The organism is Chlamydophila parapsittaci (genome assembly GCF_006385615.1).
Classification (GTDB): domain Bacteria; phylum Chlamydiota; class Chlamydiia; order Chlamydiales; family Chlamydiaceae; genus Chlamydia; species Chlamydia psittaci.
In genome coordinates, this window is sequence record NZ_CP041038.1 from 492,416 (window position 1) to 508,393 (window position 15,978).

Genomic DNA, 15,978 nt, shown 5'->3' on the forward strand with positions numbered 1-15,978 from the left:
ACTCAGGAAGCCATGGCCTTTCTTATCTTATTACGACACGGAAAATCCGTCTGGAATGAAAAAAACCTTTTTACAGGATGGGTGGATATCCCCCTGAGTCAAAAAGGTATTGACGAAGCAATGCTTGCAGGCGAGGCAATCAAAGACCTCCCCATAGATTGTATCTTTACCTCCTCTCTTGTGAGGAGTTTAATGACGGCATTGCTTGCTATGACACATCACAATTCTAAAAAAATCCCTTACATTGTTCATGATGATCCTCAACACAAGCACATGAGCAAGATCTATAGTGATGAAGCAAACCACATGATCCCGCTTTACCGTTCCAGTGCACTAAATGAAAGAATGTACGGAGAGCTCCAAGGAAAAAATAAAAAAGAAACCGCTGAGCAATTTGGAGAGGAGCAGGTAAAATTGTGGAGACGTAGTTATAAGACTGCCCCTCCTAAAGGCGAAAGTCTTTACGATACTGGGCAACGCACTATCCCCTATTTTCATGAAACTATTTTCCCTTTGTTACAAAATTCAAAAAATGTGTTTGTGTCTGCACATGGAAATTCATTACGTTCACTCATCATGGATATAGAAAAATTAAGTGAAGAAGAGGTAATCTCTTTGGAGTTACCCACAGGAAAACCCATAGTGTATTTATGGACCGGTCACACATTCGAACGACACCCAGAACCATTTGGTTAAACAACCAACAAGCGATTCCTCCTTCTACTTCAGTAAGGGAAAGCTTTGAAACCTATGCTGATCCCTTTTCTTTGATACCTTCTTCAGCAATAAAGCTCCTGAATGAAACTGAAGAGGCTGCCCGCAAGCTTGTCGGTTGTTCTAAAGAAACTCATACGTTTCATTTCCTCCCACATTTCCCCCATGCTGTTATGATTATTGTAGCGGCATTATTAGAAAATCTGACTTTTTTCCAGGGGAGGAATCATCTTCTCATCTCTTCTCATGAACAGCAATATCATGTCGACGCGATTTGCCGCCGCCAGGGTTTGGGAACTACTTATGATTGGGTAACGATCAACTCTTCGGGAAGACTCTCTCCAGAACAACTTACAGAGGCATTAACACCGCGTACATTATTATTTTCATTATCTGCAGCTAACGGCATCACAGGGCTGATCGAACCTATAGAAACATTACAACCCTTATGTCAGGATCGGGGCGTTGTCTTGCATTTAGATCTCTCTGATATTTTAGGGCGTGCAACCATAACTCCAGAAATGCTGAATTCCGATATTCTAACATTTTCTTCTCTAGCTTTAGGAGGCATTGGAAACATCGGAGGCATGTTTATTAAAAAATCCCTGAGTAAGTTTTTTGATTTATGGTTACCTTCTAACTCTCCAGGAACTTTGTGTTTAGGTTCTGTAGCAGCTATGAAAACTGCTTGTCAAGAACGCGCATCTTCTTTGTCCTCACTCATCTTACGATCGATAACTCTCAGAAGCAAACTGACAAAAGAACTTCAAGCAGCTTGTCCTGACGTACAATTTCTTTTCCCAGAATTAGAAAATAAACTTCCCAATGTCATGCTTGCCGCTATAGGAGATATCCCTGCGGAGAGTTTAGCGTTCTTCCTGCACCAACAAGGCATCTATCCAGGGCTGGGTTACGAACGCTTCCAACCTATATCTCAAATCTTACAAAATTGTGGTGTATCGCCTTTCCTCTGTCATAGTACCCTACATTTTTCTTTTACAGAGAGAACGAAAGATGAGCAGTTTACTACCTTAGGGCACGTTATCCACGAGGGTATTGCCCACCTAAAATCAGCAATTGCGAGCTCTATATGACAATTCCATTTCAACCTGTCGCCTCTTGGGCAAACGTATCTCCAAAAGTTATGAAGAAGTTCCATAAGTTTTACTGTGAGGGAACATTTTCAGCTGAAGATGCGGAAAGTAAAGGAGCCCATCTGATTATCGGCAGTCAAGGGCATCGTCTCATGGGGAATTACGTAATATTCTATTGGCTAATAGATAAGGTAAATGGGAAAATTATTGATGCTAAATTTCAATATTTTGGCCATCCCTTTTTACTTGTCCTTGCCGAAACTACTTGTAATTTAGTTACTGGCAAAACCTACGCGCAAGCCTATAATCTTACTGTCAACTCTATCGACATTGAACTGCGCTCTCATCCTGACAAACCTGCTCTCCCAGAAAACAGCTCTTCTCTGTACCACTGTATCATCGATGCTTTAGATATCGCTGCAGAACAATGCATGGAAATTCCTCTTGAGGATGGTTCTCTTCCTCTCAAAGAATCGTTCTTACCTTCAGAGATCGAAGATGCTAATCCTTATACTAAAGAAGCATGGGAAGCTCTGTCCATAGAATCACGACTACACGCTCTACGTACAATCACTGAAGATAAAATTTCTCCCTACGTAGCTCTTGATGGTGGTAGTGTACTCATTGAAAAACTTGAAGAAAATGTCGTAACAATTGCCTATGCAGGAAATTGTTCTGGATGTTTTTCTGCTATAGGATCTACATTGAATTCTATAGGCCAACTTTTACGAGCCTACGTTTATTCTGAATTGCAAATTAAAGTAAATGAGGCCTCTTTAGACTTTTCTATGTCTCAATACTCCGACGAAACTAATTAACTTTTAAAGTTCGTGAATTGTCAATAATTCGTATCTTTTGATAAAGAATAATGAAATGTTAATAACACTATAATGATTTCATTATTTTTTTCCTGAGGATTGTTGTGTTTTTCCAATTCCTGAAAAAGAAAGTTGCTTCATTAGGCATCTCTCCCTTAGGCTTTTTACTTGTTTTTTCAGCTTTAGGGTGTGCGATCTTTTTTGGGAACAACTCTTCTAAATCTCCTGATTTTCCCCCACCACCTGAAAAAAAAACCTCGGGGTGGTTTAAGCTTAGCCAAGTAGCAAATCCTAAATTATTAGAATCCTTAGCAAAAAAAGAACAGCTAGAAAAAGACCTCACTATGTTTCAACCAGTAGCTCATGCTACTGTAGCTTTATCTCTTCCTACGGAAGACGATCCACATATTGTTCCTCAAGTATCGGTGATTCTCTCCTCCCATAAAAATGAACTATTTTCATTATCTCTATTACAGTCCATTACTGACTACTTATCCAGTAGCCTGCCTGGATTAACCAAAGAGCACATTACCTTATCAGATAATCTAGGAAATACGTATTCTCCAGGGGAGTTCTCTACAAATTCTCTGTTACTATCTGCATGCGAGCAATACTTAGGGAAAATTTTTCCTAAAGAACACTTTGCTCTAGCGTGCCTAGCAAACGATACTCCAGGAATCCAGCTAACAATTAATGAGAAATACCTAGCAAAGTTCCCAAAAGAAAAAAGAGAAACATTTTTGCTTCATGCAGAAGAACATCTCAAGAAAATCTGTGGGCCTACCCAACCTATTGTCATTGAGAAATTCCCTTTCTCACAAACCATAAAGAAAGATCGCCTTTCCTATAAGCTCCTCGTTGGAGGAACAATTTTACTTTCTAGTTTAGGGATCATTGCTTTGGCAAGCTTCTATCTTGCTTTCTATGCTTACGAACGTATTCCCTCAGAATCGAAAAAAATAAAACAAGGCATAAATATTACAAAGCTGGTAGAGATACTAAAAAAAGAGTCTCCTGAAAAAATCAGGTTAATTCTCTCGTATTTGGATCCCAAAAAAGCCGACGAGATCTTCAAACATTTGCCTGAAGATGTAAAACACCAAGTACTGAAATTATAAACATTAAGAATTAGGTATATCTTGTGACGATGTCTCAATCCCCTGGTTCGCTTTCAGATACTGAAGATTCCCCAGAAAAAACTACAGACTGGGACGCAGGATTCTCCCAAGGTTTTTCAGAAGGAGAAGCCTCGGGATATGATAAGGCATTTCAAGAACTCTTATCTCTAATTCAGATATTCCGAAAACTATCGATCCGTATGCTCTCGGAAATAGAGAAAATCCCTCAACAACTGAAACCTGACCTTTTAGAACTCGCTATCCTTACCTGCGAAAAATTCCTCTATAAAAAATTAGATAATGTTGAAGAACTTGCCCTGTTGATTTCTTCGGCTCTACAACAACATACCTCCTTGAGATCTTTATCACCCGTAAAGATTTTCCTTCATCCTGAAGACCATAAGAAACTAAATGATTGGATAGCAACGCATGAAATCCCCATGATTAAACATGCGGAGTTTCTCCCTGACATCTCTTGCAAAAAATCCAGCTATAAAATGGAGATTCCCTCAGGAATCCTAAGACAAGAAATAGGAGAAGAACTAGATCATTTACTTTCTGTTTTAACAGTATGACACATTTAAACTACGAAAAATCCCAACTTCACTATTGGCAGCCTTACCGTACGTGTGGACTTCTTTCTAGAGTTTCTGGAAATCTCTTAGAAGTTCAGGGACTTTCTGCGTGTCTCGGAGAACTCTGCCGCATCTGCACGCCAAAACATCCCGACATCCTTGCTGAAGTTATCGGTTTCCATAACCAAACAACATTGCTCATGTCCCTATCTCCTATGTACCATGTTGCTTTAGGTTCGGAAGTACTTCCCTTACGTCGCCCACCATCACTACACCTCTCAGATCATCTTCTTGGCCGCGTGATTGATGGATTTGGGAATCCTTTGGATAACAAAGAAAGTCTCCCAAAAACACAGATAAAACCGTTGATTTCCCCGCCTCCGTCTCCCATGTCACGACAACCTATTCAAGAAATTTTCCCTACAGGAATTAAGGCAATCGACGCATTTTTAACCTTGGGGAAAGGACAGCGCATCGGAGTATTTTCAGAACCCGGAAGTGGAAAATCTTCACTATTATCTGCCATAGCATCAGGATCAAAATCTACTATTAATGTTATTGCCCTTATTGGCGAAAGAGGACGCGAAGTCCGTGAGTATATAGAACAGCATGCTTCAGGATTAAAACATCATCGAACAATCATTGTTGCTTCTCCCGCACATGAAACAGCACCGACTAAAGTAATTTCAGGACGTGCTGCCATGACTATAGCGGAATATTTTCGAGATCAAGGACATGATGTGCTATTTATTATGGACTCTCTATCACGATGGATAGCCGCACTTCAAGAAGTTGCGTTGGCAACAGGAGAAACGCTAGCAGCACACCATTATGCTGCTTCTGTTTTCCATCATGTTTCCGAATTTACAGAACGTGCTGGGAATAACGAACGTGGTTCTATAACAGCTCTTTATGCTATTTTATACTATCCCAACCACCCCGATATTTTTACTGATTATCTTAAATCTCTTTTAGATGGGCATTTCTTCCTTACTCATCAGGGGAAAGCCCTAGCGTCTCCCCCTATTGATATTCTTCTTAGCCTATCAAGATCAGCGAAAAAACTTGCCCTTCCTCACCACTATGCAGCTGCGGAAAAGCTCCGTAGCTTACTAAAGACATATCAGGAAGCTTTAGATATTATCCATTTAGGAGCCTACAGTCCCGGACACGATAAAGATCTCGATGATGCTGTAAAAATCCTTCCTAGCATAAAAAACTTCCTTTCCCAACCGTTGTCCAGTTACTGTCAGTTGGAAAATACCTTGAAAGAGTTGGAGGCTTTGGTAAATCTTGAATAAGAAATTAGTAGCTTTATCTACCCTAGCCAAAATAGAAATGTATCATTCTTCATTAAAAGTACGACACTTTAAAAGTGAAAAGCATTATCTATCTCAAGAGCTTGTTAATATAAAAGAACGCATGACGCTAGTTTCTAAAACCAGGAAAGAGCGGTTTTTATACCGAAATAACATCGAACATTACAATTCACTTTTAGAACACTTGCAAACATTACAAGTCTCTATTTATAAACAACACGATATCTCCTGTAATCGCCTACAAGAGCATCAAAGTAAATTACTAGAATTAATTAACCGTAGAAAAATCATCGAAAAGATCAAGAATAATAAGTATTCTAAATATCAAGAGATAGGAACGCAAGGCTAACTGTAATGACCGACTCTGTAACCTTCCCGTCTGTCGTGGAAATGTCTTCACTAACAGAAAAACTCAAGTCTATTAATCAGGAGCATTTATTAGATTCGTGGTCGTCCCTTTCTCAAAAACAACAACAGCGTCTCTATCACCAAATTTCATCTATAGACATAGACCTTTTCCGTAAACAACAACAACTTATCACTTCTCCAAGACCTATCCTAAAAAATTTTCATCCCTTAACATCTTTCGCTTCTTCAGGAGAAGATCCTGAAAGAACTCAAGTAGGGACAAGGCTTCTAAAGGAAAAGAAAGTCGCTTGTGTTGTTCTCGCTGGAGGCCAAGGATCTCGATTGAAATGTGACGGGCCTAAAGGCTTGTTCCCTGTATCTCCTATCAAAAAGAAGCCCTTATTCCAGCTTGTTGCTGAAAAAGTCTGTGCAGCAAGTAAATTGGCAAATCAACCTTTGCCTTTAGCTTTTATGACATCACCTCTAAATAATCGTCAGACGCGTTCCTATTTCGAATCTAATGATTATTTCCATCTTGATCCCAACCAAGTAGACTTTTTCTGCCAACCCCTTTGGCCTTTATTATCCTTATCGGGAGATTTGTTCCTTGAGGATACTGACACTCTATCCTTAGGGCCTAACGGAAATGGTTGCCTAGCAACTCTTCTCTATACCTCAGGGTTATGGGAAAAATGGAAGAAAGCAGGAATTGAAATGGTTAGCGTTATCCCTATCGATAATCCTCTAGCCCTACCTTTTGATGTAGAACTTTGTGGATTCCATGGTATGGAAAATAACGAGGTCACCATTAAAGCTGCTTTACGACAAACTGCTATTGAAGATGTGGGAATCTTAGTACAATCTAATGATTCTGGGAAAACTTCAGTCATTGAATATTCTGAAATACCCCAAAATGAAAGATTTGCCACAAACGCGGATGGCACGCTCAAGTATTGCTTAGCCAATATCGGTCTCTATTGCTTATCTATGGATTTCATTGCCCATGCGGCCTTGCGTGAACTCCCCCTATATAAAGCTCATAAACATGCAAAACAGTTAGGGCTATATTCCTCAGAGAAAAACTCTTGGAAATTCGAAGAATTTATCTTCGACCTCTTTTGCTATAGCGAACGTTGCCAAACTCTTGTATACCCACGTCAAGAATGTTTCGCACCACTAAAAAATCTTGAAGGCAACCATAGTCCTGCTACCGTCCGAGAAGCTCTTTCCGCTAGAGAACGTCAAATCTTCCATAAAGTTACTGGGAAAAAACTTTCTCCAAACACAACATTTGAATTAGAAGCCGATTTCTATTATCCTTCGACCTCTACTTCCCTACATTGGGAAAATAAAGCGTTTTTCGAGGAACCATTTTTTGAGGCCTCATGAAAGAGAAAATTGCCTACTTAGGTATGGGCATTTGGGGATTTTGCCTTGCTTCCTTATTAGCGAATAAGGGTTATCGTGTAGTAGGATGGGCGCGTAATCCTGAATTAGTTGCGCAACTACAAACTGAGCATCGGCATCCTCAGGCTCCTGATATTCCTATCCATCCGAATTTGTCATTCACTACAGATATGGTAGAGGCGGTAGACGGCGCTTCTATGATTGTGGAAGCAGTCTCTTCAGCAGGAATACGCCCGGTATCTGAACAGCTAAAAACAATTACCGACCTCAACGTTCCTTTTGTCATTACCTCTAAAGGTATTGAGCAGCATACCGGACTCCTCCTCAGTGAAATCGTTGTCGAGATTTTCGGTAGTAAGGCTTCCCGATATCTCGGTTATCTCAGTGGGCCTTCTATAGCACGAGAAGTCCTTAAAGGCTGTCCTTGTTCAGTTGTGATCAGTGCGTATGACCCTGACACCTTGAAAAAAATACATAATGCTTTTCTCACTCCGAAGTTTCGTGTGTATCCCAATAGTGATCTTAAAGGCGTAGCTCTCGGTGGTGCTCTGAAAAATATCATAGCGATTGCCTGTGGAATTTCTGATGGGTTCCAATTTGGAGATAATGCTAAGTCAGGATTGGTAACTCGTGGTCTTCATGAAATACGCAAATTTGCCACGATCATGGACTGCCGCCCCGATACTCTCAATGGCTTAGCAGGTCTTGGAGATCTTTGTACTACCTGTTTTTCTTCACTAAGTAGAAATACCAGGTTTGGGAAGCTAATAGCTCAGGGATTAACCCTTGAACAAGCAAAAGCAGAAATCGGCATGGTTGTGGAAGGTGCGTATACAGCCCTTTCAGCATATCAAATTGCTAAACATCACAAAATCGATATGCCGATAACTACAGGAATCTACCGCGTTTTATACGAGAATCTAGATATCAAAGAAGGTATTGCTGCACTCTTACAAAGAAATACTAAGGAAGAATATCTTTAAACATGGAGATACGCTCTATTAGCTCATCTCCTTAGATAGAAGCCTCATCCTACTGAGTTTTCATTTGTACATTTTTTTACCATTTGTTAAAGATGAATTTATAACGCATAGTAAATAAGGTCATCTACTAAATGAATAGCAAGCTGAAAAAGCACCTACGTTTAGCATCACTCTCTCTCCTAGCTTTATCAGGAATGTTCTCCTCCTCTACCCTTAATGCTATGCCATCGGGGAATCCTGCAAGTCCTGTAATTCCTAATATTAATCCTGAACAAAAGGGAATGTGTGCTTTCGAAATCTGCAATAGCTACAACCTCTTTGCAGCACTGACCGGAAGCTTAAAAATAGGATTTTCTGGTGATTATGTTTTTTCAGAAAGTGCACGAATAAGTAATGTTCCCGTAGTGACCTCAGTAAGCACAATGAATACAGGTCCCTCACCTACAGTTACCTCAACAACAAAAGACTTCGATTTTGATTTAAACGATTCTAAAGTTAGCTCTAGCTGTGTCTTTGCTTCAGTAGCTATCCAAGACACCTCCCCAGCAGCTATCCCACTTTTAGATATTAGTTTTGATGTAAAAATCGGCGGCTTAAAACAATACTACCGTCTTCCCCTTAACGCTTACCGAGACTATACCTCTTCTCCTCTAGCCTCCGAATCACAAGTCACCGACGGCTTAGTAGAAGTTCAAAGTAATTATGGTTTCGTTTGGGATCTAAGTTTGAAAAAGATCCTTTGGAAAGATGGCATTTCTTTCATAGGGATTGGTGCAGATTATCGTCATGCAGCCTGTCCAGTCAACTACATTGTTGTGAATAGTCAAGCAAACCCTGAAGTGTACTTCGAAGACTCTAAAGGGAAAATAAGCTACAAAGAATGGTCGGCAAACATCGGCATTACCACCTATGTCAACGATTACATTCTTCCTTATATTTCCGCTTCTGTAGGGAATGCTTCAAGGCAAGCCCCTGCGGATAGTTTCACACGTTTGGAAAGCCAATTCACCAACTTGAAATTTAAAGTTCGCAAAATCAATAACTTCCACCGAGTAAACTTTTGCTGCGGGGCTACCTGCTGCGCATCTGACAACTTTTTCTATAATGTTGAAGGTCGTTGGGGTTGCCAACGCGCCATAAATATAACCGCAGGTCTCCAATTCTAATAAGAACTAATTAACGTACGATACACGTTATGCATCAGTTTCAATGATGCTGCAACTAAACTCCACTCTTGCTGCATAGCTCGCATCTGAAGTTCCAACATGAGTTGGTGTGTTTGCGCAAGGTCTCCATAATTTTGTACGTCAGCAAGGCAAGTATTAAAGAAATTAAGTAAGCCTCCTTTGGCTGTTCCTGTAGCGACATCTATCTCGCCATCAACAACCTTATGCTCTAAATCTTGCAATGTAATTATAGAAAAATCCGACCCCATAATCTTGTAAGAAGCTTCATACTCATTATTCCCAGGCATGAAAATAAGCGAGTTCAGATTCAACATCAGATTTTTCATCTGTGTTAACATAATCACTAACTCACTGTCATACCCGCTAACGATATCCTGAAGTTGTTTTTTCTGATCATCAGCAAGCGTGTCATTCCCCTGAATGTTTTTAGAAATTTGCTTCAGTAGAGCCTGAGCGTTCTCAGCGCTTTTAATATCATTTCTTAACTGCAGACGCTCCTCTTCATAGCGATCTACTATCATCTGATAGCCAAATTTAAAATTTGCGGTTCCTGATGTCTGAGAGATGTACGATCCTAAATTATAAATAATAGGAGCAGAGTTGAAAGTCTTAATAACTTCTAAAAGCGGACTAAACAGGTTCTGAGCATATCCTGAAAGGTTCAGCTCCCTTCCTAAAGCATATAAAGCTGTCTCTTGAGCAGGAATATATTTATCTAAAAGAATATAAGCAAATGCCGATTGAAAAGGCATCTTATTGACTATAGAACCCTCGACAGGAGCAAGCTCAGGAGCTGTCGTCAAAGCCTGTGGCGATGTCCTTTCTAAATGCTCTTGGAAAATCTTATTTGCTTGCTTGCGTAGCTCCTTATTCTCTTTTTCTGTCAATACTGTCTGCATCACCGCAATCTCAAAGCCCGTATCTAAAAAATCACGATTTAAAGATGAGACAAATTCCCTACGCAATCCCAATTCACTCGCTTCCTTGAGTAAATCTTGCATGATTTTTAGATGCGAAGCTACCTCATTCATTTTTGTATAATCAGCAGCAACTTCTGCAGGTGATACACGACGCTCTGCAAATTTTGGACCTTCAAAAATCTGATGGGGCTGTTGATAACTTTGTATCGGGGAGTTTCTCATAACTGCTCCTATTTCAATCTACGTGTTAACTTCGCAAATATCTGATTCATTAATGCTAGAGCAGCACTAACCATAGTCCACTCTTGTTGAATTGCGGAAGACTCTAACTGCAGAGCTAACTGTTGGTTTTGGTTAAAAGTTGTAAAATTCAACTGGGCAGCTTCTAAACTCTGCAAAATCTGCTGTTCTCCACCGGGGACAACACCATTTTCACCACCTTCAATAACAAAACTTTCAAAAGATGCCAGAAAACGAGGCCAATCCTCAGACTCCTTGCTATTTACCAGGATCTTAAAAGCTTTATCTATATCGTTAGGATTATCTACAGGTTGAAATTGCATATTATTTAGGAAAATAGACAAATTTCCTAGATTTCGAATCAAGGCATCGAATTGAAATTGATATCCAGAAATAGTCTGACGCAGCTCTTGTGCTTGAGAAGCTGTTAACTCTCTATCTCCATTGATACTTTCTAAAATCTGTGTAAGTTCACCTTTTGCTCTCTGACAACGCGCAATATCACTTTGACAACGAATTTTTTCCTTACTCAAGACACTCTCTGCTTTACCTTTGGCATCAGTAAGCGCTTGAAGGTTCATCTGACGTAAATATATCGCAAGAGAATAGTAGACATCCGCGGTTTGGAAATTCGTAACATGATGAATTATTTGATTCATATACTTAGCAGCTTTATTAGAGAATGTCATCTGCACCCCTAAAGTCTCCAATACTTGCTGCTGATTCGGTAAATACTTATCTAAAAGTAAAGAAGAATAAACCATTTGTATCGGAGCAGTCTTGACGAAAATATCTTTACCTTCAGACATACTTTTAAAGTAATTCAACTGCGTAGGATCCATAGAAGCTTTCTGAGCCATCAGCTTGGTGGATTCTTGAGTCCATTGATTAATCTGCACTTGAATTTGTTTAATCCCAGCATTCATTGCATCGACAACACGCTGATAATCCGAACGCGTCATTACTGATGTAGTAGATTTAGTCATCAACTCAATACTATTCAGGAAAAACTCTGGATTAAGATTAGTTGTACTATTATTAAATAATTTTACCCCTTGATAATCTGTCTGGAGATTAGTAACAAAGGTAGACATAGGCAATCCTCCTACGTCAAAATCAGGCACACTACGTTCTTGCCAATAATTTTTTTCCTTTGTAAGCGCATCTTTATAATTTTGTTCTTGAGAAGTAGATTGTATGCCATACTGAGACGCACAAGCTAAATAAGAATACTGTAAACTCAAGAAGTTCACTAATTGAACTTGTTCGTTGATTTTCAGATTCTTCATCGACTTTATAAAAGTAGCCAACCCATCTTTGACACCCTCAGGCATAGGATTTGTAACACTACCCGCATACTTATCCATAAGCATACGATAGACCCCACCAAGGATTATATAGCTACGTGTCATACCGCCTTGCATAGCGTTATAACCTGAACCACTTAAATCTGATGCAGTTGAGGAGACATCCCAAACAGGGTTGAGTAAGTCTTTGAGAGAACTTGAAAACTGGCGCATAAGCTCGATGACTTGGTTTGCTTCATCGATATTTAATGAACATATAGCAAGCTTTACGTTTAGTTCTTCAGATACGGGATAGGCTAAAGAAACCATGGCGTTATAAATTACCATCATGTTCTGCCAAAAATGAATCACTTTACTTTTTGGCGGAGCTTCTTTCCCTTCTAATTTCTCTATTGCAGCCACAAACTCTTTAGACAGAGCATACAATGAATTATACTGCTCTTCTGTAGGGTTTCCTGTAGTAAATGCCTGTTTTAAAGTACTGAGCTTTACTTGATATTCTCTAACTATAGCTTTCTCAGCTTCTGTAGAATCAAAGAGTCCACCTTCATCTACAGGTTTGACCCAATCTTCAAAATTCTTTTCAAGCCCTTCTATATAAACTTTTGCAGCAGCAAGATTTGGATTTTGAAGGATACCTTCAACTGTAGTGGAATCTGAAGCAACTTTAGGAAGAGCAATTTTCCCATCAGAGAAATTATCAAAAGCAATATCCTCTACAAACCCCGAAGACATTTCTGGAACAGGGAATTGAGATTCTGTCTCTTGTAACAAACCAAGAGCGTGTTTTAATCCTCTAGCTTTTTGATCTAATTCTTGAAAAAGAAAGACGGCACTAGAAAACGGCGTCGTCATATCTACCTGATCACCAAGTAGTGCCGCAGTCACATTGCGATTAAACGTGATATAAGAAGGTTGTATCGTCACTGTTATTTATCCAGAATAGATCAATTATTTTTCTAATTTTAAAATAAAAAAAATATTTCAAAAATAAAAATAATTGTCGCTTGAACTAAAACATAAATAACAAATAACTTTGATTATTTAATTATTTTAATTCGTTTTCTATTCTGAATAATTCATCCGTGATTGTTTGAGGAAGGTCAGCTCCAAAGATCTTACAATACTCACGCACATTGGCAACCTCCTTGAGCCATCCAGGAACATCCACAGATAGTAGATCCTGTAGAGATTGCGTAGATAAGTTCAACCCTTCTAAGTTTAATGAAGACTCTTCTGGTAAATACCCGATAGGTGTTTTCTTAGCGATCGACTCCTCACCATTTGTTCTGCGGAAAATCCACTCTAACACACGAAGGTTATCACTAAATCCAGGCCAGATAAAATTACCGTTCTTATCCTTACGGAACCAGTTCACACCATAAATCTTTGGTAATTTTAAACTTGGGTTAGAAGCAAAAGATAACCAATGATCAAAATAGTGCGCCATGTTGTAACCACAGAAAGGCAACATTGCAAAAGGATCATGACGTAACTTACCCTGCTCGCCAACAATAGCTGCGGTAGTTGCAGAAGACATACTCGCACCGATCGTGACCCCATGTTGCCAACTTAAAGCTTCATAAACCAAAGGTATAGTTTCAGAACGACGACCGCCAAAAATAATTGCCTCTATCGGCACCCCTTCCGGATTATTCCATTGAGGGTCTAAAACAGGACACTGTTGCACTGGCGTAGTAAATCTAGAATTCGGATGTGCAGCAGGAGCTCCTCCTGGTTGCCAAGGTTTCCCATGCCAATCTACAAGGCCTTCAGGAGGTTGACTTGTAAGTCCTTCCCACCAAACATCTCCATTAGGAGTCAAAGCAACATTGGTAAATATCGAATTCGACTTGCAAGTGGCTAAGGCATTAGGATTTGTAGTTGCTGATGTTCCCGGAGCAACACCAAAAAAACCAAATTCAGGATTTACAGCATATAGCCTTCCGTCTGGGCCAGGACGTATCCAAGCAATATCATCACCAACACACTCGACTTTCCATCCTAATATCTTAGGCTTTAACATTGCTAAATTAGTCTTACCACAAGCACTCGGGAAAGACGCTGCAAAATACTTCTTCTGACCTTCAGGGTTGGTCACGCCTATAATTAACATATGCTCAGCAAGCCAACCTTGCGAACGAGCTATATATGAAGCTAAACGCAAAGCAACACATTTCTTTCCAAGTAAAGCATTGCCTCCATAACCACTACCAAATGACATCACACTACTATCATCTTGGAAATGGACGATACGCATATGCTTAGGATTACAAGGCCATGCTAAGTCTTTTTCCCCGGGCGCCAAAGGAACACCCACGCTATGCAAACATTTATGAAAAGACCCGGATGTTCCTAGAGACTTTAATACTTCTTCTCCCATACGGGTCATGATCTTCATAGAACACACAACATAAGGAGAATCAGTAATTTCAACACCAATAAGGGAAAATGGAGAATTTAAAGGTCCCATGCAAAAAGGAACTACATATAGTGTTCTTCCGCGCATACAGCCACGGAATAGACCATGTAACTCCTGACGCATCTCTTCAGGATCACGCCAGTTATTCGTCGGACCAGCATCTTTCTGTTCTTTCGTACAAATAAAAGTAAACTGTTCAACACGAGCAACGTCTTCAGGAGAAGAGCGCACGAGAAAACAATTCGGATGTAGATCAGGATTTAATGGAACAGCGATTCCAGATTTTTGCATTATGCCATAGATTTCAGCATATTCAGAATCAGAGCCATTGCATATACGTATGTCCTTAGGAGTTACTAATTCAGCAACTTCTTGGATCCATTGTTTTAAACCTTTATGCTGAATTGCTTCACTCCATACACTGGTCATACCATATTCCCTTTGCGTTTCTTGAATTGATCTAAGTGTTCTAAAGCCTTACCTGTGCCTAAACACACAGCAAGTAAAGGATGAGGTGCCGTAATTACAGAAAGTCCCGTGTTTTTACTCAAAGCCTTGTCGAGACCTTTGATTAAAGCCCCGCCACCAGCTAATACCATTCCACGTTCAACTAAATCCGCAGAAAGCTCAGGTGGACATTTCTCTAAAGTTAAACGGACGCATTCAATAATTTGTTGGATAGGCTCTGCTAAACATTCACGAATTTCTACAGAATTAATCCTTTTCGTAATAGGTAACCCCGCAACTTGATCACGGCCACGAACTTCCATTTCAAGTTCATGATCTCCTAAAGGATACGCAGAACCAATAGTAATCTTAATTTCTTCAGCAGTACGCGGGCCAATCATAAGGTTATAAGTACGACGCATGTAATTGATAATACACTCATCAAACTCATCACCAGCAATACGTAAAGAACGCGACTCTACTATCCCCCCTAAAGAGATGATCGCGATCTCGGTGGTTCCTCCACCAATATCAATAATCATACTCGCGGCAGGCTCATGAACAGGAAGATCTACGCCAATAGCTGCTGCCATTGGCTCTTCTATCAAAATGACTTCCTGAGCTCCAGCATGTAAAGCTGAGTCTTCAACAGCTCGCTTTTCCACTCCGGTAATCCCAGAAGGCACAGCGATTAAAATTCTTGGACGAAACATGCTGCGAGAAGGAGTCACACGCTTAATTAACGCTTTTAACATTCCTTCCGCTATTTCAAAATCTGCAATCACACCGTCTTTCATAGGACGAACAGCCATGATCTTACGCGGGGTCTTCCCCAACATAGCCTTAGCTTTATGACCAACAGCAAGAACCGTGTGAGTTTGAGCATCTACAGCAACTACAGAAGGCTCACTGAGCACAATACCACGGCCACGAACATAAACTAAAGTGTTCGCTGTTCCTAAATCGATGCCAACATTACCAGAAAAAAAGTTAAAAACTTTATCAAAACGACCTAGAGTCTTGTTGTACAAGCGATTAGACAGATTTTTAATTTTAAATAAGCTTCGATGTGGGCTCAT

The 15,978-nt window shown here is 39.9% G+C and carries 14 protein-coding genes; 10 read left to right on the forward strand and 4 right to left on the reverse strand.

All coding sequences use genetic code 11. From position 1 onward, the window contains the following. The first annotated feature begins 12 nt into the window (after positions 1 to 12). The 10 genes from FI836_RS02125 to FI836_RS02170 all read left to right on the forward strand — a co-directional run bounded on the left by FI836_RS02125 (position 13) and on the right by FI836_RS02170 (position 9,542). A complete protein-coding gene (locus tag FI836_RS02125; RefSeq protein WP_006343562.1) occupies positions 13 to 696 on the forward strand; it encodes a 2,3-bisphosphoglycerate-dependent phosphoglycerate mutase in 684 nt (227 codons plus the stop codon). After that, a complete protein-coding gene (locus FI836_RS02130) occupies positions 651 to 1,808 on the forward strand; it encodes an aminotransferase class V-fold PLP-dependent enzyme (protein WP_006343563.1) in 1,158 nt (385 codons plus the stop codon). Before FI836_RS02125 ends, FI836_RS02130 begins: the two co-directional genes overlap by 46 nt. Then, a complete protein-coding gene (locus tag FI836_RS02135) occupies positions 1,805 to 2,626 on the forward strand; it encodes a NifU family protein (RefSeq protein ID WP_014944034.1) in 822 nt (273 codons plus the stop codon). The genes FI836_RS02130 and FI836_RS02135 overlap by 4 nt, the downstream gene beginning before the upstream one ends. Before the next feature lie 104 nt (positions 2,627 to 2,730). Then, positions 2,731 to 3,744 (forward strand): type III secretion system protein, encoded by a 1,014-nt coding sequence (locus FI836_RS02140; RefSeq protein ID WP_006343565.1) that lies wholly within the window; start codon positions 2,731 to 2,733, stop codon positions 3,742 to 3,744. Between the two features lie 29 nt (positions 3,745 to 3,773). Beyond that, positions 3,774 to 4,319 carry a FliH/SctL family protein gene (locus tag FI836_RS02145; protein ID WP_006343566.1) on the forward strand — a complete coding sequence of 182 codons (546 nt, stop codon included), beginning with the start codon at positions 3,774 to 3,776 and terminating at the stop codon, positions 4,317 to 4,319. Next, a complete protein-coding gene (locus FI836_RS02150; RefSeq protein ID WP_006343567.1) occupies positions 4,316 to 5,620 on the forward strand; it encodes a FliI/YscN family ATPase in 1,305 nt (434 codons plus the stop codon). The genes FI836_RS02145 and FI836_RS02150 overlap by 4 nt, the downstream gene beginning before the upstream one ends. Further along, a complete protein-coding gene (locus FI836_RS02155) occupies positions 5,613 to 5,987 on the forward strand; it encodes a hypothetical protein (protein WP_006343568.1) in 375 nt (124 codons plus the stop codon). The genes FI836_RS02150 and FI836_RS02155 overlap by 8 nt, the downstream gene beginning before the upstream one ends. 5 nt (positions 5,988 to 5,992) lie before the next feature. Further along, positions 5,993 to 7,375: a UTP--glucose-1-phosphate uridylyltransferase gene (locus FI836_RS02160; protein ID WP_014944036.1), complete on the forward strand. Its 1,383-nt coding sequence runs from the start codon at positions 5,993 to 5,995 to the stop codon at positions 7,373 to 7,375. Beyond that, positions 7,372 to 8,376, forward strand: coding sequence for an NAD(P)H-dependent glycerol-3-phosphate dehydrogenase (locus tag FI836_RS02165; RefSeq protein ID WP_006343570.1), 1,005 nt, complete (start codon positions 7,372 to 7,374; stop codon positions 8,374 to 8,376). Before FI836_RS02160 ends, FI836_RS02165 begins: the two co-directional genes overlap by 4 nt. Before the next feature lie 131 nt (positions 8,377 to 8,507). Then, positions 8,508 to 9,542: a membrane protein gene (locus FI836_RS02170; RefSeq protein ID WP_006343571.1), complete on the forward strand. Its 1,035-nt coding sequence runs from the start codon at positions 8,508 to 8,510 to the stop codon at positions 9,540 to 9,542. On the opposite strand, the gene FI836_RS02175 is transcribed toward FI836_RS02170, so the two are convergent. The 4 genes from FI836_RS02175 to FI836_RS02190 form a co-directional block, all read right to left on the reverse strand. Beyond that, entirely contained in the window at positions 9,539 to 10,705 is a 1,167-nt protein-coding gene (locus FI836_RS02175; RefSeq protein WP_014944037.1) for a CT620/CT621 family type III secretion system effector, read from the reverse strand. The two genes, FI836_RS02170 and FI836_RS02175, sit on opposite strands and share 4 nt — an antisense overlap. Before the next feature lie 8 nt (positions 10,706 to 10,713). After that, positions 10,714 to 12,957: a CT620/CT621 family type III secretion system effector gene (locus FI836_RS02180; RefSeq protein WP_014944038.1), complete on the reverse strand. Its 2,244-nt coding sequence runs from the start codon at positions 12,955 to 12,957 to the stop codon at positions 10,714 to 10,716. A 121-nt stretch (positions 12,958 to 13,078) separates the two neighbouring features. Beyond that, positions 13,079 to 14,881, reverse strand: coding sequence for a phosphoenolpyruvate carboxykinase (GTP) (locus FI836_RS02185; protein WP_006343574.1), 1,803 nt, complete (start codon positions 14,879 to 14,881; stop codon positions 13,079 to 13,081). Next, positions 14,878 to 15,978 carry a rod shape-determining protein gene (locus FI836_RS02190; protein ID WP_006343575.1) on the reverse strand — a complete coding sequence of 367 codons (1,101 nt, stop codon included), beginning with the start codon at positions 15,976 to 15,978 and terminating at the stop codon, positions 14,878 to 14,880. Before FI836_RS02190 ends, FI836_RS02185 begins: the two co-directional genes overlap by 4 nt.